Raw genomic sequence first — 20,981 nt, forward strand, 5'->3', positions numbered from 1 at the left:
CTCACCTCACGCTGAAGGCAGGATCGAGCGGCACCGTGTCCGGTGCCGGAGCGGGTTCGAGCCGCGCCGCCAGGACGACCGCGACGAGGAACAGCAACCCTTCCGCGGCGAAGACCGCCGCGTAGGCCTGGACGGGTTCGGCGGTGACGAGCCGGACGGCGTCGACCGCCACGGCCCCGAGGAAGCCGCCGGCCCCGAAGGCGACGCCCTGCGCGGCGCCCCAGACGCCCATGCGGGTGCCGCGCTCCCGCGCGTCGCCGCGGCCGGCGAGCGCCATCATCGAGCCGATGGCGGCGACCGCGTAGGCGCCGTTGGCCACCCCGAGGGCGAAGACGGTCGCGCGCAGGGGGAAGTCCGATCCCGCCGCCGCGCCGCTCGCCAGGGCGAAGAGGGCGGCGGCCGAGCCGGCGCAGCCGATCCCGATCCAGAGCCGCAGGGAGGCGAGGACGGTGCCGCGGGCGAGGAGCGTCACCGCCGCCACCAGCAGCATGCCGGCGAGCACGCCGCCGTGCTGGAGGCCGGCGAGCTTGGTGGTGGCGCCGGGGCTCATCGCGAAGACGAGGCCGGCATAGGGCTCCAGGATCAGCTCTTGGGCGCTGTAGGCCAGCATCGACACGAAGACGAAGATCGTGAAGGTCCGGCTCACGGGGTCGGCCAGCACGTGGGCCAGCACGGTGAAGAACGGGCGGCGCGCCTCCGCGGGCTCGGGCGCCCGGACCGGCAGGCGGCGCTCGACGCCGGCGACCGCGAGCGCCGCCACGCAGAAGGCGACGAGCGAGACCGTGCCCGACACCGCCGCGAGGCGCGGGCCGGAGAACGGGTCGAGGAAGTGCCCGGCGAGCGGCGCCGTGACGGCGAAGCCGACGATCATCATCACCCAGACGACGGTGGCGGCCGCGCCCCGCCGGGCCGGCGCGACGCCGCCCGACAGCAGGACGAGGAGCGAGGTCCCGGCCGCGCCGACGCCCATGCCGACGCACAGGAACGAGAGGGCGGCGAGCGCCAGCCCCAGGGCGAGGCTCTCGGCCGCCAGCGCGGTGCCGCAGGCGGCGCCGAACCCGCCGAGGCAGAGGGCCGCCATGCCGCCGACGATCCAGGGGGTGCGCCGGCCGCTGCGGTCGGAGCCGTAGCCCCAGCGCGGGCGCAGGACCTGCACGGCGTAGTGCAGGGCGACCAGCAGGCCCGGCACGAGGGCGGGCAGCGCCAATTCCACCACCATGACCCGGTTGAGGGTGGCGGTCATCAGCACGACGACGCTGCCCAGCGCGGTCTGGACGAGGCCGAGGCGGACGATCTGGGGCCAGCCGAGGCCCGTGCCGGGGTCCGGTGCCATCACGCCCCTCCCACCAGCGGGCGCAGCGCGAAGGCCGAGACCAGCATGCCGAGGACGTAGAGGGTGGTGCCGGTGCCGTTGTACCAGACCGCCCGCTCCCGGGGATTCTCGAGGAACCGGGCCATCAGGGCGAACTGCCCGGCGAGCAGCGCGGCGACGAGGCCGGCGTGCCAGTAGCGCTCCCAGCCGACGAGGAGCGCGATCACCGCCACCTGCGGCAGGGCCATGACCAGGCAGGCGAAGCGCGCGGCGCGCTCGGAGCCCATCTGCACCGGCAGCGACAGCAGCCCCATCCGGCGGTCGCCCTCCACGGACTTGAAGTCGTTGAGGGTCATGATGCCGTGGGCCCCGGCCGCGTAGAGCAGCGCCACCAGGAGCACCCGCCGGTCGGGCAGGGCGGCGGCCATGACGGCGGCGCCGGTGAACCAGGGCAGCCCCTCGTAGCAGAGCGCCACCGCGGCGTTGCCCCACCAGCCGTTCCGCTTCAGCCGCACCGGCGGCGCCGAGTAGATCCAGGCGAGCACCAGCCCGAACAGCGCGGCCCCGAGGATCCAGGGCCCGAGCGCGGCGGCCACCGCCAGCGACAGCGCCGTCCAGGCAAGCGCGAGGTAGAGCCCCCAGCGGCCCGGGATCCGCCCGGAGGGGATCGGCCGGTTCGGCTCGTTGATCGCGTCGACGTGGCGGTCGAACCAGTCGTTGGCGGCCTGGCTGGTGGCGCAGACCAGCGGGCCGGCCAGCAGGATGCCGGCGGCGATCACCGGCCACTGGCCGCTGGCCGGCTGGCCCGAGGAGATCACCCCGCAGGCGAAGGCCCACATCGGCGCAAACCACGTGAGCGGCTTCAGCAGCTCGATGACTGCGCTCGGGGCGGGCGTAGCGGTCATGACGGGAGGCTACCGGCGCCCGACCGGGTGTCAAGCCAGATTTACACCGCGCGCCAGCATGTGCGCGACGTTTGTCGAATAAATACACCGGCGGACCAGAAATACATTATCCGAAACACCGAAAAACCGTGCCGGCGGGACCGCCCGCGCGGGCGCTTTCCGGCGCTCCGGCGGCGCCCCGGGCGCTCCCGGCGACCCCCGTCCGCGAGGACGATTCCGGGATCTTCGAGGCCTTCGGTGCCGGGATCCGAGGGGGGCCGGCGGGCCCCGCCGCGCGCACCTTCGGGGGATGGGATAAGGATGGGATGGGATGGGATGGGTCCCGCCGCGCCCGGAGGCCCGCGCCCGGATCCTCAGATGTCCTCGACCGGGCCGTCCAGGTCGCCGACGCCGTAGCGCCGCATCTTGGCGTAGAGGCCCTGCCGGCTCAGGCCGAGCATCTCGGCCGCCGAGGCCCGGTTGTCCCGGGTGATCCGCAGGGCCGCCTCGATGCAGAGCTTCTCGATCAGGTCGGTCGTCTCGCGCACCAGGGTCTTCATCGAGACCCGGCCGACCAGCTCGGTCATCTGCTCCACCGAGCGGGGCACCTCCCGCCCGACCCCGGGGCGCCCTTCGGCGATTCGCCGCGGGCCCGACCGGATGGCGAAGCCCAGGCAGGGGCGGGCGCCGGCCACCGACACGGCGGCGACCTCCACGTCCTCCATGCCGCCGTAGGCGCCGCGGACGACGGTGGCGAAGCGGCGCACGGCGCCGTGGTCGACGAGGGTCGCGAACAGCGCCTGCGCCTCGGTCTCGTCGCGGCCGAGCCAGTGGTCGAGGGTGCGCCCGCGGGCCTGGCCCACCGTGGCGAGCTGCGCCAGTTCCAGGAAGGCGGCGTTGGCCATGAGGATCCGCCGCGCCGAATCGGTGACCACGAAGCCCTCCGGCATCGCCTCGATCACCGCGGCGGTGGGCGCCTCCTGGTCGGGCCCGGGCGCCGCCGTCGCCGGGTCGGCGACCAGCTGCAGCAGCGCGCTCGCGCCGCCCTCGCCCCGGAACAGCGAGGCCGAGACCGTGACCTCCCCGCGCCCGTGCTGCAGCGCCGCCCGGATCTCGCCCGCCTGCCCGGTCGCCCGCAGGGCGGCGAACTGCGCCTCCAGGGCCCGGGTGCTGGCGGGGTCGAACAGCTCGACGGCGTCCTGCCCGGCGATGCGCTTGGCCGGGCGCCCGAGGAGGCGCGCCGCGGCCGGGTTGGCCTCGGCCACCCGGCGCGTGCCGGCATCGACCACCAGCACCGGCTCGCCGGAGATCTGGAACAGGAGCCGGTAGCGGGTCTCGGCGGCGCGGAGCCGGTCGTAGTCCCGCTCCAGGGCCTGCTGGGTCTCCACCAGCCGGCGCTGCAGGGCGGCCACCGCCCGCATGTCGCGCCCGAGCACGAGGATCGGGCCGCCCTCCGAGGGCCGGATCGACGCGTAGCGGATCGGCAGGTCGGCGCCGTCGGGCGAGGGGTGGTTCACCTGGCGCCAGCGGGTGATGCCGTCGGCCCCGGCGTCCCGCAGCAGGGCGTCGACCTTCGGGCGGCTCTCCACCGTGACGGTGTCGATCCAGCGCCGGCCCAGCCAGCCCGCCACGGTCTCGGCCGCGAGGTCGGCGCCGACCGTGGCGTCCCGAATCACCCCGTCCGCGTCGATCACCAGGGAGAGGTCCGCGGACGCCGCGACGATGCGCCCGACCGCCTCGCCCTGGAGGAGGCCGGCCACCTGCTGCAGGGCCGCGGGCGGCGACTGCGGGGAGGGGCGGGGCTGAGGGGTCACGGTCACCGCAATGTGAAAGTCGGTTTGAGGCCCTTTCAGCAGGCCAGTGCCTGTCTGTCCAGCAAAGCTTCGGCTGCGGCGGGCGCGAGGCACGCGTCCGACGCGCAGGCATCCGCCCCGACGATCCCCGCCTCGCCGCCGTGGCGCGCGAAGAAGGGGCCGCCGACCAGCACCCGGACGTCCCGGTTGCGCGAGACCCGGCGCACCTCCGCCACCGTCGCCGTCAGGACCGGCAGCAGGACGTCGCAGGAGAGCGACAGGCCGACCACGTCGAACCAGTCGGACCGGAGCAGGTCCAGGGGGTCGACCCCCGGCCCGGGCACCGCGGTGGTCACGTCCCAGCCGGCCTCCCGGAAGAAGCTCGCGACCAGCGACAGGCCGAAGACGTGGGTCTCGCCCGGGCAGGGCAGCAGCAGGACGCTGCGCCCGTTGGCCGGGACCGATTCGCTCTCCAGCTCGGCGCAGAGGCGGCGGCTCACGGTGTGGAGCCGCCCGAGGGCCTCGGTCACCGCCAGGAAGTCGCAGGCATCCTCCTCCCAGAGGGCGCCGAGGTGCCGGGCGGCCGGGGCGAGCAGGTCGAGGAGCAGGCGCGGGAGCGGCAGGCCGCCGTCGCGCAGGGCGTCCACGCGGGCGTCGAGGTCGACCGGGCCGGAGGCCAGGAGCAGGGCGCTGAAGTCGGCGATCTCCCGCGCGCTCGGCGCCCGGTCCGCCGGGACGGCGCGGCCGGCGGGCCGGTGGGCGAGCATCAGGCGGGGCAGGATCTCCGCCTCGACGACCTTGGCGAGCGCGTCGGGCACGGGCCGGTGCAGGTCGGGCCAGCCGAGGGCCGCCTCGCGGAACACGGGGAGCCCGTCGCTCACGGGGCTGCAGCCGGCCGCGGACGGACCGTGATCCAGACGGCCACCGAAATGCCTCCAGTTTCCCATCGGCATCCTCCCTGAGACGGCCCCGTCCCGGACGGGCCGGCGGATCCGCTCGCGCGCTCGGTGTGGCGTTGCTCGCCCGTCTATTCTTCGTGTCCGTCAGTTCCTGAGTCTGACAAGCCGAACGGCAGCAATCTCTGCCGCCACGGCCGACGATACGCTTCCTGACGATCTTGGCAATGATCTTATTCGAAGAAAAAATATCCCTGCCACTGTCATGCCGTGAAAGCGTCAAGCGCACTTGACACTTCCCGGACCCCCGCCCTAGCCTCTGTCAACGACGGAGCCTGAGGCGCCGCCGACGACCAGGGAGCGGATGCATGGGTCCCGAGGACCGGCCGGCACGACCGCTCTACACGCCCGCCGAACGGCGCCGGCGCGATTCGTCGCTCTGGACCGTGGTCCAGGGAGTGCTGGCGCCCCTCCAGTTCGCGATCTTCCTGGTGAGCCTCGTCCTGGTGCTGCGCGCCCTGGCCACCGACGACGGCCTGCGCGCGGCCGAGATCTCGGTCGTCGTGAAGACCCTGGCCCTCTACGCGATCATGGTCACCGGCTCGATCTGGGAGAAGGTCGTGTTCGGGCGGTGGCTCTTCGCGCCTGCCTTCTTCTGGGAGGACGTGGTCAGCATGCTGGTGCTGGCTCTCCACACCGCCTACCTCGCGGCCCTCGCCACGGGCGCGCTCAGGGGTCAGGCGCTGCTGCTCCTCGCGCTGGCGGCCTACGCGACCTACGTGATCAACGCGGCCCAGTTCCTCCTGAAGCTCCGGGCCGCGCGCATGGAGAGTGCCGGAAGTCGCGCGCCGCGCCTCGCGGAGGCGCTGCCGTGAACGCTCCCTTGGTTCATCAGCCACCCTGCGGCGGCATCGAGCTCCGCCAGGAGCAGGGTCAGCGGGCCGTGTTCTGCGGGCTGACCGGCATCGTCTGGCTGCACCGGAAGATCCAGGATGCCTTCTTCCTGGTGGTCGGCTCGCGCACCTGCGCGCACCTGATCCAGTCCGCCGCCGGCGTGATGATCTTCGCCGAGCCGCGCTTCGCCACGGCGATCATCGACGAGCGCGACCTCGCCGGCCTCGCCGACGCCAACGAGGAGCTCGACCGGGTGGTGACCCGGCTGATCGAGCGCCGGCCGGACATCAAGCTCCTGTTCCTCGTGGGCTCATGCCCGTCGGAAGTGATCAAGCTCGACCTGTCCCGGGCGGCCCAGCGCCTGTCGGGACGGCTCGCCCCCGTACGGGTGCTGAACTACTCGGGTTCCGGCATCGAGACGACCTTCACGCAAGGGGAGGATGCCTGCCTCGCCGCCCTCGTGCCCGACCTGCCCCGCGAGGCCGAGACGGCGGTCCCTTCGCTCCTCGTGGTCGGGGCGCTGGCCGACGTGGTGGAGGATCAGTTTCTCCGGCTCTTCGCCGCGATGGGGATCGCGGATGTCCGGTTCCTGCCCGCCCGCCGGGCGAACGCGATGCCGGCTGTTGGGCGCAACACCCGCTATCTGCTGGCCCAGCCCTTCCTGACCGACACGGCCCGGGCCCTCGACGAGCGTGGCGCCCGCCGGCTGCCCGCGCCGTTCCCTCTGGGCGCCGAAGGCACCACCGGCTGGCTTCGGGCAGCCGCCGAGGCGTTCGGCGTCTCCGAGGCCGCCTTCGAACAGGCCACGGAAGCGGGCCGCGCCCGCGCCGAGACCGCACTCGCCCCCCACCGCGAGAGGCTCGGCGGCAAGCGCGTGTTCTTCTTCCCCGATTCGCAGCTGGAGGTTCCGCTCGCCCGCTTCCTCGCCCGGGAGCTCGGCGCGGACCTCGTGGAGGTCGGGACGCCGTACCTGCACCGGGGGCATCTCGCCGCCGAGATCGAGCTGCTGCCCGCGGGCACGCGGGTGACGGAGGGCCAGAGCCTCGACGACCAGATGGACCGCTGCCGGGCGGAACGGCCGGATCTCACGGTCTGCGGCCTCGGCCTCGCCAATCCGCTGGAGGCGGAGGGGCTGTCGACCAAGTGGTCGATCGAGCTGCTGTTCACGCCCGTGCAGGGCTACGAGCAGGCCGGCGACCTCGCCGAGTTGTTCGTGCGCCCGCTCCGGCGCCGCGCCCTGCTGGAGGTGTAGCGCCATGCAGCTCACCCTCTGGACCTACGAGGGTCCCCCGCATATCGGCGCGATGCGCGTCGCCACGGCGATGTCCGGGCTGCACTACGTGCTGCACGCGCCGCAGGGCGACACCTACGCCGACCTGCTGTTCACGATGATCGAGCGGCGGGACGCCCGCCCGCCCGTCACCTACACGACCTTCCGCGCCCAGGATCTCGGCCGCGACACCGCCGAGCTGTTCAAGCAGGCGGTCTCGGCCGCCCACGCGCGGTTCCGGCCGCAGGCGATGATCGTCGGCGCCTCCTGCACCGCCGAGTTGATCCAGGACGATCCGGGCGGCCTCGCCAAGGCCCTCGACCTGCCGATCCCGGTGATCCCGCTGGAATTGCCCGCCTACCAGAAGAAGGAGAACTGGGGCGCGTCGGAGACCTTCTACCGCCTCGTCCGGGCGCTCGCCGGTCCGCCCGCCCCGCATCCGGCGCGGGAACCCGGGCAGCGTCCGCTCTGCAACATCCTGGGACCGACGGCGCTGGGCTTCCGCCACCGGGACGACCTGATCGAGATCCGCCGGCTGCTCGATTCGCTCGGCATCGCCGTGAATGTCGTGGCGCCGCTGGGGGCCACGCCCGCCGATCTCGGCCGGCTCCGGGAGGCCGATTTCAACGTCGTGCTCTACCCCGAGACCGCCCGGTCGGCCGCGGACTACCTGAAGAAGAGTTTCGGGCAGCCGTTCACGCAGACCGTCCCGATCGGCGTCGGCGGCACCCGCCGGTTCGTCGAGGAGGTTGCGAGCCTCGCCGGGATCGACCCGGCACCGGTGCTCGACGGCCCCGGCTCGCGGCTGCCCTGGTACTCCCGCTCGGTCGATTCGACGTATCTCACGGCCAAGCGCGTCTTCGTGTTCGGCGACGCGACCCACGCCATCGGTATCGCCCGGGTCGCCGCCAAGGAACTCGGCTTCACCGTCGTGGGACTGGGCACCTACGGCCGCGAATTCGCCCGCGAGGTTCGCGCCGAGGCGGCCGAGCACGGCATCGAGGCGCTGATCACCGACGATTACCTCGACGTCGAGGCGGCGATCCGCGCGGCCGCGCCGGAACTGGTGCTCGGTACCCAGATGGAGCGCCACGTCGCGAAGCGGCTCGGCATCCCCTGCGCGGTGATCTCCGCGCCGGTGCACGTCCAGGACTTCCCGGCCCGCTACGCCCCGCAGATGGGGTTCGAGGGCGCCAACGTCCTGTTCGACACCCTGGTCCATCCGCTGATGATGGGCCTCGAAGAGCACCTCCTCGGCATGTTCCGGGAGGATCCCGAATTTCACGACGGCGTCGGCCCCTCGCATCTCGGCGGCAAGTCCTACGGGACTCCGGCGGACGGGGCGTTCGAGGCCGCGGAACGGGCGCCGGCCGACACCCCTCCGACGCCGGCGCCCGTTCCGATTCTTCTGGACCGGGCCGCAGCGTGGTCGCCCGAGGCCGAGAAGGAACTCAAGAAGATCCCGTTCTTCGTGCGGGGCAAGGCGCGCACCAACACCGAGACCTTCGCCCGGGAGCGGCATCTGCCGCTCATCACCGTCGAGACCCTCTACGATGCCAAAGCGCATTTCGGCCGATAGGCCGCCGATCCGCATCGTCATCGTCACGCTCGACAATCACTTGGCGAGCGCGGTGGAACGGGCGCGCCTGCGCCTCCGGACCGAGATGCCCGGGCTGGTTCTGGGCTTCCACGCGGCGGCCGAATGGGACAACGACCCCGCGACCCTGGAGGCCTGCCGGGCCGACATCGCGCAGGCCGACATCGTGCTCTCGGCCATGCTGTTCATGGACGAGCACGTGCGGGCGATCCTGCCGGCGCTGGCGGCGCGGCGCGACGCCTGCGACGCGATGGTCGGCTGCCTCTCGGCCGGCGAGGTGGTGAAGACCACGAAGCTCGGCCGCTTCGACATGAGCGGCACCAAGCGCAGCGCCCTCGACTTCCTCAAGAAGCTGCGCGGCAAGCCGGGCCAGCAGGGCAATGCCGGACGGCAGATGGCCCTGGTGCGCAAGCTGCCGAAGATCCTGCGCTTCATCCCGGGCTCGGCCCAGGACGTGCGCGCCTATTTCCTGACCCTGCAATACTGGCTCGCGGGCTCGGACGAGAACGTCGCCGCGCTGGTGCGCTTCCTCGTGCACCGCTACGCGGCCGGCGAGCGGGCCGCCTGGCGTGACGGCCCGGCGGCGCCCGCACCCCTCGACTACCCCGAGACCGGCCTCTACCACCCGCGGCTGCCCGGCCGGATCGGCGCCGACCCGTCACGGCTGCCCCGCCTCACGGGCGCGAAGGGCCGCGTCGGCCTCTTGGTGATGCGCAGCTACGTGCTCGCCGGCAACACCGCCCATTATGACGGGGTGATCGCCGCCCTTGAGGCGCAGGGCCTCGACGTCGTGCCGGCCTTCGCCAGCGGCCTCGACAACCGCCCAGCGGTGGATTCCTTCTTCATGAAGGACGGGCGCACCTGCATCGATGCGCTGGTCTCGCTCACCGGCTTCTCGCTGGTCGGCGGCCCCGCCTACAACGACGCCGCCGCCGCCGAGTCGATGCTGGCCAGGCTCGACGTGCCCTACCTCGCCGCCCAGGCGCTGGAATTCCAGACCCTGGAGCAGTGGGAGGCGGGCGACCGCGGCCTGTCGCCGGTCGAGGCGACCATGATGGTCGCGATCCCCGAACTCGATGGCGCCACCGCCCCGATGGTGTTCGGCGGACGGTCCTCGACCTCCGGCAGCGACAACGCCCGGGACATGCGGGTGCATCCCGAGCGGGCGGCCCGCCTCGCCGAGCGGGTCGCACGTCTGGTCTCCCTCCGCCGGACCGCGAGGGCCGAGCGGAAGCTCGCCGTGGTGCTGTTCAACTTCCCGCCCAATGCCGGCGCCACCGGCACGGCCGCGTTCCTGTCGGTCTACGCCTCGCTGCTCAACACCCTGAAGGGCCTGGCGGCGGACGGCTACACGGTCGAGATCCCGGAAGACGTCGATGCCCTGCGCGCGGCGATCTTGGAGGGCAATACCAAACGCTACGGCACCCAGGCCAACGTCCACGCCCGCATCCCGGCCGAGGATCACCTGCGCCGCGAGCCCTACCTCGCCGAGATCGAGGCCCAATGGGGCCCGGCGCCGGGCCGCCACCAGACCAACGGCGCCGAGATCTTCGTGCTGGGCGCGCAGTTCGGCAACGTCTTCGTCGGGGTCCAGCCGGCCTTCGGCTACGAGGGCGATCCGATGCGGCTGCTGTTCGAGCGCGGCTTCGCGCCGACCCACGCGTTCTCGGCCTTCTACCGCTACCTGCGCGAGGATTTTTCTGCCGACGCCGTGCTGCATTTCGGCACCCACGGCGCCCTCGAATTCATGCCCGGCAAGCAGACCGGCTTGTCCGAGTCCTGCTGGCCGGAGCGGCTGATCGGGGCGCTGCCGAACGTCTACCTCTACGCGGCCAACAACCCGTCCGAAGGGACGCTCGCCAAGCGCCGCTCGGCCGCGACGCTGGTGAGCTACCTCACCCCGAGCCTCGCGGCTGCCGGGCTCTACCGTGGGCTGATCGACCTGAAGAGCTCGATCGAGCGCTGGCGCGGCCTCGGCCCCGAGGCGGCGGGCGAGCGCGAGACCCTGGCCCGCCTGATCCAGGACCAGGGCGCGGCGGTCGACCTCGTGGCGGCCGATCCGGCCTGGAGCGGCGATCTGGAGGCGCGGGTCTCAGGCCTCTGGACCGCGCTGCAGGAGCTGGAGCAGACCCTGATCCCGCACGGGCTGCACGTGGTCGGGCAGGGGACGCCGGAAGAGGAGCGGGTCGATCTGCTCCTGGCGCTCGCCGAGTCGGCGCATGGCGTGAAGCCGGAGCGGGCCGGGATCGAGGCCCTGGTGGCCGGGCAGGGGATCGAGGCGGCGCTCAAGGCCTCCGGCCTCTCCGCCGACGAGACCAACCGCGAGACACTCAAGAACCTCGCCGAGACCGACCGGCTGCTGTCCCGCGACCATGAAGTTCCGGCGCTGCTGCGGGCGCTCGACGGCCGCTTCGTGCCGCCGGTGGCGGGCGGCGACATCCTGCGCAACCCGGCCGTGCTGCCGACCGGCCGCAACCTCCACGGCTTCGACCCCTACCGCCTGCCCTCGGCCTTCGCGGTGGCCGACGGCGCCCGGCAGGTCGCCCGGATCCTCGAGCGCTTCGCCGCCGACGGAAAGCCCTGCCCGGAGAGCGTCGCGCTGGTCCTGTGGGGCACCGACAACCTCAAGAGCGAGGGCGGCCCGATCGCCCAGGCGCTCGCGCTGATCGGCGCGGCACCCCGCTTCGACGGCTACGGCCGCCTGAGCGGCGCCGAGTTGATCCCGCTGGAGACCCTCGGCCGCCCGCGCATCGACGCGGTGGTCACCCTCTCCGGCATCTTCCGCGATCTCCTGCCCCTGCAGACGAAGCTCCTGGCAGAAGCCTCGTACCTCGCCGCCACCGCCGACGAGCCCCTGGAGCAGAACTACGTCCGCAAGCACGCCCTCGCCATCCAGGCCGAGCAGGGCTGCGACCTGGAGACGGCGGCGCTCCGGGTCTTCTCCAACGCCGAGGGCGCCTACGGGGCCAACGTCAACCACCTCGTCGATTCGGGGAACTGGGACGACGACGCGGAACTCTGCGAGACCTTCTCGCGCCGCAAGAGTTTTGCGTATGGCCGCACCGGCCGCCCGGCGCCGCAGCGCGCCCTGATGCAGGCGGTGCTCGCTTCCGTCGACATGGCCTACCAGAACCTCGACTCGGTCGAGGTCGGCGTCACCTCCGTCGATCACTACTTCGACGGGCTCGGCGGCATGGGCCGGGCGGTGGCCCGGGCCAAGGGCGAGTCGGTGCCGATCTACATCAGCGACCAGACCCGCGGGGAGGGGCGCGTCCGCTCCCTGGAGGAGCAGGTGGCGCTGGAGACGCGCACCCGGATGCTCAACCCGAAATGGTACGAGGGCCTGCTCGGCCACGGCTACGAGGGCGTCCGCCAGATCGAGACCCACCTGACCAACACGGTCGGCTGGTCGGCCACTGCCAACGCGGTCCAGCCCTGGATCTACGAGCGGATCACCGAGACCTACGTCCTCGACAAGGACATGCGCGAGCGCATGGCCGCCTTGAACCCCACCGCCTCCGCCAAGGTCGCCCAAAGGCTGATCGAGGCGCACCGCCGCGGCTTCTGGACCCCCGACGCAGAGATGCGCGACGCCCTCGACCGGGCCGAGGAGGAGCTGGAGGACCGCCTGGAAGGCGTCACCGCAGGAGTGGCCGCATGAACATCGCGATCCGCAATCCCGTCGTCGCCCGGAAGGAGGAGGGAAGCCTTCAGGTCGCCCTCGACCCCGACCTGAAGATCGAGACCGCCAAGGTCTTCGCGGTCTACGGCAAGGGCGGGATCGGCAAGTCGACCACCTCGTCGAACCTGTCGGTGGCCTTCTCGAAGCTCGGCAAGCGGGTGCTGCAGATCGGCTGCGACCCGAAGCACGACTCGACCTTCACGCTGACCAAGCGCCTCGCCCCCACGGTGATCGACGCCCTGGAGGCAGTGAACTTCCACTCGGAGGAGCTGCGCGTCGAGGATTTCGTGGTCGAGGGCTACAACGGCGTGATGTGCGTCGAGGCCGGCGGCCCGCCCGCCGGCACCGGCTGCGGCGGCTACGTGGTCGGCCAGACCGTGAAGCTCCTCAAGGAGCACCACCTCCTGGAGGACACCGACGTCGTCGTGTTCGACGTGCTCGGCGACGTGGTCTGCGGCGGCTTCGCCTCGCCGCTCCAGCACGCCGACCGGGCACTGATCGTCACCGCCAACGACTTCGACTCGATCTTCGCGATGAACCGGATCGTCGCGGCGATCCATGCCAAGTCCAAGAATTACGGCGTGCGGCTCGGCGGCGTCATCGCCAACCGCTCGGCCAAGACCGACGAGATCGACCGCTTCAACGACGCGGTCGGCCTGAAGCGCCTCGCCCACTTCCCCGACCTCGACGTGGTCCGCCGCTCGCGGCTCAAGAAGTCGACCCTGTTCGAGATGGATTCCTCGCCCGAGCTCGACGCCGTGACCGCCGAGTACATGCGGCTCGCCGAGACGCTCTGGGCCGGGGGCGAGCCCTGCGAGGCGATCCCCATGAAGGACCGCGACCTGTTCGAGTTCCTCGGTTTCGATTGAGTCTGGAGTTCGACCGATGGCCAGCGCCAGCTACGACGCCCGCCGGGGCGAGCTGACCACCTACTTCGACCGCACCGCGGTCGAGGCGTGGTCGCGCCTGACCTCGGACGCCCCGGTGAGCCGGATCCGCGCCACCGTGCGGGCCGGGCGCGACGCCATGCGGGCGACGCTGCTGTCCTGGCTGCCGGCCGACATGACGGGCTCACGCCTGCTCGATGCCGGCTGCGGCACCGGGGCGCTCAGCGTCGAGGCTGCGCGGCGGGGCGCCGAGGTGGTGGCGATCGACGTCTCGCCGACGCTGATCGGGCTGGCGCAGGAGCGGCTGCCGGCGATCGCGGGCGCGGGGCGCATCGATTTCCGGGTGGGCGACATGCTCGATCCGGCCCTCGGCCGGTTCGACCACGTCGTGGCGATGGATTCGCTGATCCACTACCGCGCCGCCGACATCGCCCGGGCGCTGGCGGTGCTGGGCGCGCGCACGGACGGCTCGGTGCTGTTCACCGTAGCGCCGCGCACGGCGCTCCTGACGGTGATGCACGCGGCCGGGAAGTTCTTCCCGCGCGGCGATCGCTCGCCCGCCATCGTGCCGGTGACCGAGGGCGGGCTGCGGCGGCGGATCGCCTCGGAGAGGGCCCTCGACGGCTTCGCCTGGGCGCGGTCGCACCGGATCAACAGCGGATTCTACCTGTCGAACGCGGTGGCGCTGACGCGCACCCTGCCTCACCGCGCGGATGGTCGGCCAATGACACCCGGGGCGCGACCATGACCCCCGCCCGCAAGCTCACCGAGGCCCTGATGCGCCTCGGCCCGGCGCTGCTTCCCTTCGCGGACGCCGCCACCGCCGAGCTGCCGCTGGGACGGCTGCTCCGCCTCGCCCTGTTTCAGGTCACCGTCGGCATGGCCGCGGTGCTGCTGATCGGCACCCTCAACCGGGTGATGATCGTCGAGCTCGGCGTTCCGGCCTGGATCGTCGCGATGATGCTGGCGCTGCCGCTGGTCTTCGCGCCCCTGCGGGCACTGGTCGGCTTCCGCTCGGACACCCACCGCTCGGTGCTGGGCTGGCGGCGCGTCCCCTACATCTGGTTCGGCACGCTGCTCCAGTTCGGCGGCCTCGCGATCATGCCGTTCGCCCTGCTGATCCTGTCGGGCGACACGACCGGGCCGCTCTGGGTCGGCAACCTCGCGGCGGCGCTCGCATTCCTGCTGGTCGGCGCGGGCCTGCACACGACCCAGACCGTCGGGCTGGCGCTCGCCACCGACCTCGCCCCGGCGCACGCGCGCCCGAAGGTGGTGGCGCTGCTCTGCGCGGCGCTCCTGTTCGGCATGATGGCGAGCGCGGTGCTGTTCGGCCTGTTCCTCGCCCATTTCTCACCCGTCCGGCTGATCCAGGTGATCCAGGGCGCGGCACTGGTCACGATCATCCTCAACGGGTTCGCCCTCTGGAAGCAGGAGCCCCGCGATCCGAACCGGACGCGGACGGCACCGCAGCGCGACTTCCGGTCCTCCTGGCAGGCCTATGCGGGGCAGGGCACCGCCCGGCGACGCCTCGTGGCGATCGGCCTCGGCACGGCGGGCTTCTCCATGCAGGACATCCTGCTCGAACCCTACGGCGGTCAGATCCTGCACCTCTCGGTGGCGGCCACCACGGCGCTGACCGCGCTGCTGGCCGCCGGAGGCGGGCTCGGCCTGCTGGTCGCGGCGCGCTGGCTCGGGCGCGGGGGCGACCCGTTCCGCGTCTCCGCGGTGGGCGTCGGGATCGGGATCCTGGCCTTCTCGGCGGTGGTCTTCGCCGCCCCGCTCGCCTCGGCCGACCTGTTCGCCGCGGGCGTGAGCCTGATCGGCCTCGGCGGCGGCCTGTTCGCCCACGGCACGCTCACCGCCTCGATGAACCGCGCCGGCCCCGAGGATACCGGGCTCGCCCTCGGTGCCTGGGGCGCCGTGCAGGCGACCGCGGCCGGCCTCTCGATCGCGGCGAGCGGCCTCGTGCGCGACGTCGGCGGCGCCATCGCCCAGTCGGGGGTGCTCGGCGAGGGCATGAACGAGCCCGCCATCGGCTACCTCATCGTCTACCACATCGAGATCGCCCTGCTGTTCGCCGCGCTGCTCGCGCTCGGACCGCTGGTGCGTGAGGACGCCCGGATACGAGTTCGAGACAGCATCACCGACGGCCTCGCCGGCCGCACAGCCTGAGACTTGGGGAGGACAGCCATGCCAACCGGCGCACTTACGGGTTACGTCGACGTCGCCCAGGTCGTACTCTACGCGTTCTTCCTCTTCTTCGCGGGGCTGGTCTTCTGGCTGCGCCGGGAGGACCGGCGCGAGGGCTACCCGCTGGAGAACGAGACGGTCGGCCGCCGCAAGGCGGACGACCCGATCCTGATCCCCCGGTCCAAGGCGTTCCATCTGCCGGGCGGCGAGACGACCTACGCGCCGCAGGCGGTTCATGGCCGGGACGACATCGAGACCGGGATCCCGGCCCGCAAGGTCGAACCCTGGCCGGGCGCCCCCTACGAGCGCACGGAGACGTCGCTCCAGGCCGGCGTCGGCCCGGGCTCCTGGGTGCTGCGGCACGACGTGCACGACCGGACCTGGGACGACGAGATCCGCATCGTGCCCCTGCGGGTGGCGAAGAACTTCGTCATCCACGAGGACGGCCCGAACCCGATCGGCATGACGGTGTTCGGCACCGACAACGCGGTCGCGGGCGTGATCAGCGACGTCTGGGTCGACCGCGGCGAGTCGCTGATCCGCTACTACGAGGTCGAGCTCCCGACGGGCGGGCGCCGGCTGATGCCGACCACGTTCTGCCGGGCCGGCGGCTTCACCAAGACGGTGACGACCGAGGCTCTGCTCGCGAGCCAGTTCGCCGACATCCCCAGCACCCGCGACCCCGACAGCGTGACCTTCCTGGAGGAGGAGCGGATCATCTCGTATTTCGGCGCCGGCACGCTCTACGCGACGCCGGCCCGGGCGGAGCCCCTGATATGAGCGGCGACTTCCTCCCCGAGGGCACCCTGCGGGGTCTGCCCGGCCCGCTGCCGGCGGGCGAGCGCATCCTCTGGCAGGGTGCGCCGACGACCGCGGGCCTGCTGGTCCGGGTGTTCCACGCCCGCTTGGTGATCGCGTGGTTCTCGGTCTGCGCCGTGGCCTTCGGCCTCGCGGCGGGCTCGCCCGCGGCGGCGATCAAGGTGGTGGCGCCGACCCTGGTGATCGGCGCCGGCGCCGTCGCTCTGCTCTGGCTGCTCGCCTGGCTCACCCACCGGACGACGCTCTACACGGTGACCAACCGTCGCGTCGTGCTGCAGGCCGGCATCGCCCTGCCGGTGACCCACAACCTGCCCTTCGCGCAGATCGAGACGGCGGCCCTGCGGGCCTTCACGGATGGCAGCGGCGACCTGCCGCTGCGGTTGCGGCCGGGCCTCCGGATCGCCTACCTTCACATCTGGCCGCATGTCCGGCCCTGGCATCTCGCCCGGACCGAGCCCATGCTGCGCTCGGTGCCGGACGCGGACGCCGCGGCGGCGCTGCTGGCACGCGCCCTCGAGGCCCATGCCGACGGCACCGCGCCGCCGGTTCGGGTGGCGCGTCTCGGCCGAGCGGACGAGAATCCCGGCCGCCTCGTCGCGGCCGAATAGGGAGGGGCACGATGGGCGAGCGGGCGGAGGGCGCCGGCCGGGCCATGGCGGTCGCGGGACCGGCACCGGCGCTGCTGATGATCGGCGCCGGCGCGCTGATGGGCTTCACCATGCTGGCGGTCCTGATCGGCCGGAGCGAGAAGGTCGGCCTCGTCGCCCTGCCGCCCGCCAAGGTGGTGGAGCGCCTCGAGTTCCGCGCCGAGGATCAGGTCGACGGCTCGATCGCCCTGCGGGACGTCGCCGACCGGCACATCGTCGCCTGGATCCGTCCCGGCGAGGACGGGTTCCTGCGCGGGACCCTGCGGGGCCTCGCCCAGGCCCGCCAGCGGGAAGGCCTCGGCCCCGAGAAGCCCTTCAGCCTGACCCGCTACGACGACGGCCGCCTCGCGCTGGCCGACGAGGCCACCGGCCGCCGGGTGCCCCTGGAGGCCTTCGGGCCGACCAATGCCGGGGCCTTCGCGCGGCTGATGCCCGCGCCGGGCGCCCCCGCCGCGGAGACGCGGTGATGGGCCTGTTCGGCAGCCGCACCGTCACCGTGCCCTGCACGGTGGAGATCGAGCAGACGCCCGAGAGTCTGCACGCGCACGTGACCCTCGATGCCGGCTTCGAGATCGAGCCCGGCGACGAGGTCCAGGTCCACGACGCGCCGACCTCGGTACCCTACGGCGAGCGCCTCACCGTGCGGCGCACCGCCACCGTGACGCGGGCCGGCGCGCTGGAGCGGGCCTGGACCAAGCTCATCGCGCATCTCGAGCTGACCGAACTCTACGAGGTCAGCTTTTCCGAGAGGAGGAAGCTGTGAACGCACCCGTCCCGCCACCCTCCGGCCAGCCCGTCCCGAAGACGCCGATCAATGAATCGACCCGTTCGGCACAGGAGACGACCTTCCTCAGCCCGCGCTTCTACACGACCGATTTCGACGAGCTCGACCGCACGAACGTCGAGCCGGTGCGGCGCGACTGGGACATCCTGATCGCCGAGCTGCGCTCGGACCCGAACAAGCGCCACTTCACCCGCAACGAGGAATTCGACTGCGACCTGTCGAAGATGGAGCCGGAGCTGCGGAAGGAGTTTTTGGACTTCCTCGTGTCGTCCATCACGGCGGAGTTCTCCGGCTGCGTCCTCTACGCCGAGATGCGCAAGCGGGCGAAGAACAAGGACATCAAGGAGCTGTTCGGCTTCATGAGCCGGGATGAAGCCCGCCACGCCGGCTTCATCAACGACACGCTCAAGGATTTCGGCATCGGCGTGGACCTGGGCTTCCTCACCAAGTCCAAGAAGTACACGTTCTTCCGGCCGAAGTTCATCTTCTACGCCACCTACCTGTCCGAGAAGATCGGCTACGCCCGCTACATCACGATCTTCCGCGAGCTGGAGCGGCATCCGGAGCGGCGCATCCACCCGATCTTCAAGTGGTTCGAGCTGTGGTGCAACGACGAGTTCCGCCACGGCGAGGCCTTCGCGCTGCTGATGCGCGCCAACCCGAAGCTGACGAGCGGCGTGAACCGCTACTGGATCCGGTTCTTCCTGCTCGCCGTCTTCGCCACGATGTACGTGCGCGACCATCACCGCCCGGCCTTCCACGCCGCGCTCGGCGTCGATCCCAGCGACTACGACTTCAAGGTCTTCCGGATCACCTCGGAGATTTCCCGCCAGACCTTCCCGCTGGAACTCGATATCGACAACCCGAAGTTCAAGGCGGGCCTCGACCGGCTGCTCGCCTGCTCCCGGGCGATCGCCGACGCCAAGGCGCGGGGCGGCCTCGTCGGCAAGGCCCTGCAGGGCCTCCACGCTGCCCAGGCGGCCGTGACCTTCGCGCGGCTCTATCTCCTGCCCGTCAAGGCCAACGCCCTGCCGGCCGACATCCGCCTCCAGCCGGTCTGGTAGCATGGGGACCTACGCCGCCCCGGTCCTGTACGCGGTCCTGCTCTGGTGGTTCTCCACCGGGCTGATCCTGCTGCTCGATCACGCCCCGCGGCGGACGCATCCGTGGAGCATGGCCGGGGCGACTCTGCTGCTCGCCGGCGCCCTGGTGGCGATCCGGTCCAGCGCCGCCGACACGAGCGCCACGGGGGCCTACACGGCCTTCACGGCGGCGCTCGTCGTCTGGGGCTGGCAGGAGATGAGCTACTACATGGGCTTCCTGTCGGGCCCGCGGCCCGTCGCCTGCGCGCCGAGCGTGCGCGGGCTCGACCGGTTCTTCGCCGCGCTCGCCACCAGCCTGTGGCACGAATTCGCCATCGTGGTCGGCGGCCTCGCGATCCTGGCGCTGGTCTGGGGCAGCCCCAACCGCTTCGCCCTGTGGACCTACGGCACGCTGGTGGTGATGAACCTGTCGGCGCGGCTCAACCTGTTCCTGGGGGTGCGCAACCTCCACGCCGAGTTCCTGCCGGACCATCTCGGCTACCTCGCCTGCTACCTGTCCCGGAAGCCGATGAACCTGCTGTTCCCGGTCTCGGTGAGCCTCGGGACCATCGCGGCGGCCCTGCTCGGTCGCGCGGCGCTCGGCGCCGACCTGCTGGAGCACGAGCTGATCGGCTTCACGGTCCTGGCGACGCTGACCGCGCTCGCCACCCTGGAGCACTGGTTCCTGATGCTGCCGCTGCCCTCGGCGGAGCTGTGGCGCTGGAGCCTGCCGGCCCGGGCGCCCGGGGAAGCGGCCGGGCCGCCGGACCACGTGTAGGCCGAGGGATCACGAGCGGGCGACGCACGTCCACCAATCTGGAACTGGTCTTGTGCGAAGTCCGGTGTCACAGGCGGGATCAACCCGCAGGATTTGTTCGGGGAGAGGCGACATGGATTACGAGACCTTCTTCGGGGCTGAGATCGCCGGGCTCCACCGCGAGGGCCGCTACCGGGTCTTCACCGACCTCGAGCGCCACGCGGGCAACTTCCCGCACGCCACCCACCACCACGCGGCCGGCACCCGGCCCGTGACGGTCTGGTGCTCCAACGACTATCTCGGCATGGGCCAGCACCCGACCGTCACCGGGGCGATGCACGAGGCGATCGACCGCTGCGGCGCGGGCGCCGGCGGCACCCGCAACATCTCGGGCACCAACCACTACCACGTGCTGCTGGAGCGCGAGCTCGCCGACCTCCACGGCAAGGAGGCGGCCCTGCTGTTCACCTCCGGCTACGTGTCGAACTGGGCGGCGCTGGGGACCCTCGCGTCGCGCCTGCCGAACTGCGCGGTCTTCTCCGATTCCGAGAACCACGCCTCGATGATCGAGGGGATCCGGTTCTCGCGGGCCGAGCGCCACATCTTCCGCCACAACGACCCGGAGGACCTGAACCGCAAGCTCGCACTGGTCGATCCCGCCCGGCCGAAGCTGGTGGCCTTCGAGTCGGTCTACTCGATGGACGGCGACATCGCGCCGATCGCCGAGATCTGCGACGTGGCCGAGGCCCACGGGGCACTCACCTACCTGGACGAGGTCCACGCGGTCGGCCTCTACGGCGCCCGCGGCGGCGGCATCTCGGAGCGGGACGGCGTCGCCCACCGGCTGGACGTGATCGAGGGCACGCTCGGCAAGGCCTTCGCGGTGCACGGCGGCTACATCACGGCGTCGGAAAAACTCTGCGACTTCGTGCGCAGCTTCGCGTCGGGCTTCATCTTCACCACCTCGCTGCCGCCGGCCGTCGCGGCGGGCGCGGCGGCGTCGATCCGCCACCTCAAGGAGAGCGGCGTCGAGCGGGCCCGGCATCAGGAGCGGGTGGCGAAGGTCCGGCAGGCGCTGGAGGCCGCCGACATCCCCACAATGCCGAACGACAGCCACATCGTGCCGGTGATGGTCTGTGATCCGGTGCTCTGCAAGGGGATCTCCGACACCCTGCTCGACGAGTTCGGCATCTACGTGCAGCCGATCAACTACCCGACGGTCGCCCGCGGCACCGAGCGCCTGCGGATCACCCCGTCGCCGCTGCACACCGACGCCGACATCGCCCATCTGGTCGAGGCGCTCACCACGATCTGGGGCCGGATCGGGCTCCGGCAGAAGGCGGCGGAGTAAGCGCGGGCGGGGGTTCCCTTCTCCCACCTTCGCCCTCATCCTGAGGTGCCCGCGTCAGCGGGCCTCGAAGGAGGCCTCCAGCCATCGCACGTCTTCTGGAGACCTCCTTCGAGGCCTCCGCTGCGCTGCGGCACCT

At 72.0% G+C, this 20,981-nt stretch carries 18 protein-coding genes; 14 read left to right on the top strand and 4 right to left on the bottom strand.

Annotation, left to right across the window (positions count from 1 at the left end; all coding sequences use genetic code 11):
* Position 1 precedes the first annotated feature (1 nt).
* From ASG32_RS07225 to ASG32_RS07240, 4 genes are all read right to left on the bottom strand, one after another.
* Positions 2 to 1,333 (bottom strand): BCD family MFS transporter, encoded by a 1,332-nt coding sequence (locus ASG32_RS07225; RefSeq protein WP_056523982.1) that lies wholly within the window; start codon positions 1,331 to 1,333, stop codon positions 2 to 4.
* Complete coding sequence (gene chlG, locus ASG32_RS07230) at positions 1,333 to 2,217, bottom strand: chlorophyll synthase ChlG (protein ID WP_056523985.1); 885 nt, start codon at positions 2,215 to 2,217, stop codon at positions 1,333 to 1,335. The genes ASG32_RS07225 and chlG overlap by 1 nt, the downstream gene beginning before the upstream one ends.
* 353 nt (positions 2,218 to 2,570) lie before the next feature.
* Positions 2,571 to 4,016 carry a transcriptional regulator PpsR gene (gene ppsR, locus ASG32_RS07235; RefSeq protein ID WP_020095246.1) on the bottom strand — a complete coding sequence of 482 codons (1,446 nt, stop codon included), beginning with the start codon at positions 4,014 to 4,016 and terminating at the stop codon, positions 2,571 to 2,573.
* Between the two features lie 29 nt (positions 4,017 to 4,045).
* Positions 4,046 to 4,936, bottom strand: a complete 891-nt coding sequence (locus tag ASG32_RS07240; protein WP_056523988.1) for a cobalamin B12-binding domain-containing protein — start codon at positions 4,934 to 4,936, stop codon at positions 4,046 to 4,048.
* 317 nt (positions 4,937 to 5,253) lie between these two features.
* On the opposite strand from ASG32_RS07240, the gene bchF reads away from it, so the two are divergent.
* The 14 genes from bchF to hemA all read left to right on the top strand — a co-directional run bounded on the left by bchF (position 5,254) and on the right by hemA (position 20,845).
* The gene (gene bchF, locus ASG32_RS07245) at positions 5,254 to 5,760 is read left to right on the top strand and encodes a 2-vinyl bacteriochlorophyllide hydratase (protein ID WP_020095248.1); all 507 of its coding nucleotides are present in this window, start codon (positions 5,254 to 5,256) and stop codon (positions 5,758 to 5,760) included.
* Complete coding sequence (locus ASG32_RS07250; RefSeq protein WP_020095249.1) at positions 5,757 to 7,031, top strand: ferredoxin:protochlorophyllide reductase (ATP-dependent) subunit N; 1,275 nt, start codon at positions 5,757 to 5,759, stop codon at positions 7,029 to 7,031. Before bchF ends, ASG32_RS07250 begins: the two co-directional genes overlap by 4 nt.
* Before the next feature lie 4 nt (positions 7,032 to 7,035).
* Positions 7,036 to 8,628: a ferredoxin:protochlorophyllide reductase (ATP-dependent) subunit B gene (gene bchB, locus ASG32_RS07255; protein ID WP_056523991.1), complete on the top strand. Its 1,593-nt coding sequence runs from the start codon at positions 7,036 to 7,038 to the stop codon at positions 8,626 to 8,628.
* Positions 8,603 to 12,307: a magnesium chelatase subunit H gene (locus ASG32_RS07260; RefSeq protein ID WP_056523994.1), complete on the top strand. Its 3,705-nt coding sequence runs from the start codon at positions 8,603 to 8,605 to the stop codon at positions 12,305 to 12,307. Before bchB ends, ASG32_RS07260 begins: the two co-directional genes overlap by 26 nt.
* On the top strand, positions 12,304 to 13,197 hold the full coding sequence (bchL, locus tag ASG32_RS07265; protein ID WP_020095252.1) for a ferredoxin:protochlorophyllide reductase (ATP-dependent) iron-sulfur ATP-binding protein: 894 nt from the start codon (positions 12,304 to 12,306) through the stop codon (positions 13,195 to 13,197). Before ASG32_RS07260 ends, bchL begins: the two co-directional genes overlap by 4 nt.
* A 16-nt stretch (positions 13,198 to 13,213) precedes the next feature.
* Positions 13,214 to 13,963 carry a magnesium protoporphyrin IX methyltransferase gene (gene bchM, locus ASG32_RS07270; RefSeq protein WP_056523997.1) on the top strand — a complete coding sequence of 250 codons (750 nt, stop codon included), beginning with the start codon at positions 13,214 to 13,216 and terminating at the stop codon, positions 13,961 to 13,963.
* Positions 13,960 to 15,387, top strand: coding sequence for a BCD family MFS transporter (locus ASG32_RS07275; RefSeq protein WP_020095254.1), 1,428 nt, complete (start codon positions 13,960 to 13,962; stop codon positions 15,385 to 15,387). The genes bchM and ASG32_RS07275 overlap by 4 nt, the downstream gene beginning before the upstream one ends.
* 18 nt (positions 15,388 to 15,405) lie before the next feature.
* Positions 15,406 to 16,185, top strand: a complete 780-nt coding sequence (gene puhA / locus ASG32_RS07280; protein ID WP_020095255.1) for a photosynthetic reaction center subunit H — start codon at positions 15,406 to 15,408, stop codon at positions 16,183 to 16,185.
* Entirely contained in the window at positions 16,182 to 16,832 is a 651-nt protein-coding gene (gene puhB, locus ASG32_RS07285) for a photosynthetic complex putative assembly protein PuhB (RefSeq protein ID WP_020095256.1), read from the top strand. The genes puhA and puhB overlap by 4 nt, the downstream gene beginning before the upstream one ends.
* An 11-nt stretch (positions 16,833 to 16,843) precedes the next feature.
* The gene (gene puhC / locus ASG32_RS07290) at positions 16,844 to 17,338 is read left to right on the top strand and encodes a photosynthetic complex assembly protein PuhC (RefSeq protein WP_091682490.1); all 495 of its coding nucleotides are present in this window, start codon (positions 16,844 to 16,846) and stop codon (positions 17,336 to 17,338) included.
* A complete protein-coding gene (locus ASG32_RS07295; RefSeq protein ID WP_020095258.1) occupies positions 17,338 to 17,634 on the top strand; it encodes a hypothetical protein in 297 nt (98 codons plus the stop codon). Before puhC ends, ASG32_RS07295 begins: the two co-directional genes overlap by 1 nt.
* Positions 17,631 to 18,719 carry a magnesium-protoporphyrin IX monomethyl ester (oxidative) cyclase gene (acsF, locus tag ASG32_RS07300; protein WP_056523999.1) on the top strand — a complete coding sequence of 363 codons (1,089 nt, stop codon included), beginning with the start codon at positions 17,631 to 17,633 and terminating at the stop codon, positions 18,717 to 18,719. Before ASG32_RS07295 ends, acsF begins: the two co-directional genes overlap by 4 nt.
* 1 nt (position 18,720) lies before the next feature.
* Positions 18,721 to 19,515 carry a putative photosynthetic complex assembly protein PuhE gene (gene puhE / locus ASG32_RS07305; RefSeq protein WP_056524002.1) on the top strand — a complete coding sequence of 265 codons (795 nt, stop codon included), beginning with the start codon at positions 18,721 to 18,723 and terminating at the stop codon, positions 19,513 to 19,515.
* A gap of 112 nt (positions 19,516 to 19,627) precedes the next feature.
* Positions 19,628 to 20,845 carry a 5-aminolevulinate synthase gene (gene hemA, locus ASG32_RS07310; protein WP_020095261.1) on the top strand — a complete coding sequence of 406 codons (1,218 nt, stop codon included), beginning with the start codon at positions 19,628 to 19,630 and terminating at the stop codon, positions 20,843 to 20,845.
* The last annotated feature ends 136 nt before the right edge of the window (positions 20,846 to 20,981 follow it).

Source organism: Methylobacterium sp. Leaf361 (genome assembly GCF_001424445.1).
Classification (GTDB): domain Bacteria; phylum Pseudomonadota; class Alphaproteobacteria; order Rhizobiales; family Beijerinckiaceae; genus Methylobacterium.

What these genes read in the sequence shown, in the direction of transcription:
- puhA (WP_020095255.1), top strand. Translation starts at nt 15,406, where the DNA reads ATGCCAACCGGCGCACTTACGGGTTACGTCGACGTCGCCCAGGTCGTA.
- bchL (WP_020095252.1), top strand. Translation starts at nt 12,304, where the DNA reads ATGAACATCGCGATCCGCAATCCCGTCGTCGCCCGGAAGGAGGAGGGA.
- hemA (WP_020095261.1), top strand. Translation starts at nt 19,628, where the DNA reads ATGGATTACGAGACCTTCTTCGGGGCTGAGATCGCCGGGCTCCACCGC.
- puhB (WP_020095256.1), top strand. Translation starts at nt 16,182, where the DNA reads ATGAGCGGCGACTTCCTCCCCGAGGGCACCCTGCGGGGTCTGCCCGGC.
- chlG (WP_056523985.1), bottom strand. Translation starts at nt 2,217, where the DNA reads ATGACCGCTACGCCCGCCCCGAGCGCAGTCATCGAGCTGCTGAAGCCG.
- bchM (WP_056523997.1), top strand. Translation starts at nt 13,214, where the DNA reads ATGGCCAGCGCCAGCTACGACGCCCGCCGGGGCGAGCTGACCACCTAC.
- ASG32_RS07225 (WP_056523982.1), bottom strand. Translation starts at nt 1,333, where the DNA reads ATGGCACCGGACCCCGGCACGGGCCTCGGCTGGCCCCAGATCGTCCGC.
- bchF (WP_020095248.1), top strand. Translation starts at nt 5,254, where the DNA reads ATGGGTCCCGAGGACCGGCCGGCACGACCGCTCTACACGCCCGCCGAA.
- puhE (WP_056524002.1), top strand. Translation starts at nt 18,721, where the DNA reads ATGGGGACCTACGCCGCCCCGGTCCTGTACGCGGTCCTGCTCTGGTGG.
- puhC (WP_091682490.1), top strand. Translation starts at nt 16,844, where the DNA reads ATGGGCGAGCGGGCGGAGGGCGCCGGCCGGGCCATGGCGGTCGCGGGA.
- ASG32_RS07240 (WP_056523988.1), bottom strand. Translation starts at nt 4,936, where the DNA reads ATGGGAAACTGGAGGCATTTCGGTGGCCGTCTGGATCACGGTCCGTCC.
- ASG32_RS07275 (WP_020095254.1), top strand. Translation starts at nt 13,960, where the DNA reads ATGACCCCCGCCCGCAAGCTCACCGAGGCCCTGATGCGCCTCGGCCCG.
- ASG32_RS07260 (WP_056523994.1), top strand. Translation starts at nt 8,603, where the DNA reads ATGCCAAAGCGCATTTCGGCCGATAGGCCGCCGATCCGCATCGTCATC.
- bchB (WP_056523991.1), top strand. Translation starts at nt 7,036, where the DNA reads ATGCAGCTCACCCTCTGGACCTACGAGGGTCCCCCGCATATCGGCGCG.
- ASG32_RS07295 (WP_020095258.1), top strand. Translation starts at nt 17,338, where the DNA reads ATGGGCCTGTTCGGCAGCCGCACCGTCACCGTGCCCTGCACGGTGGAG.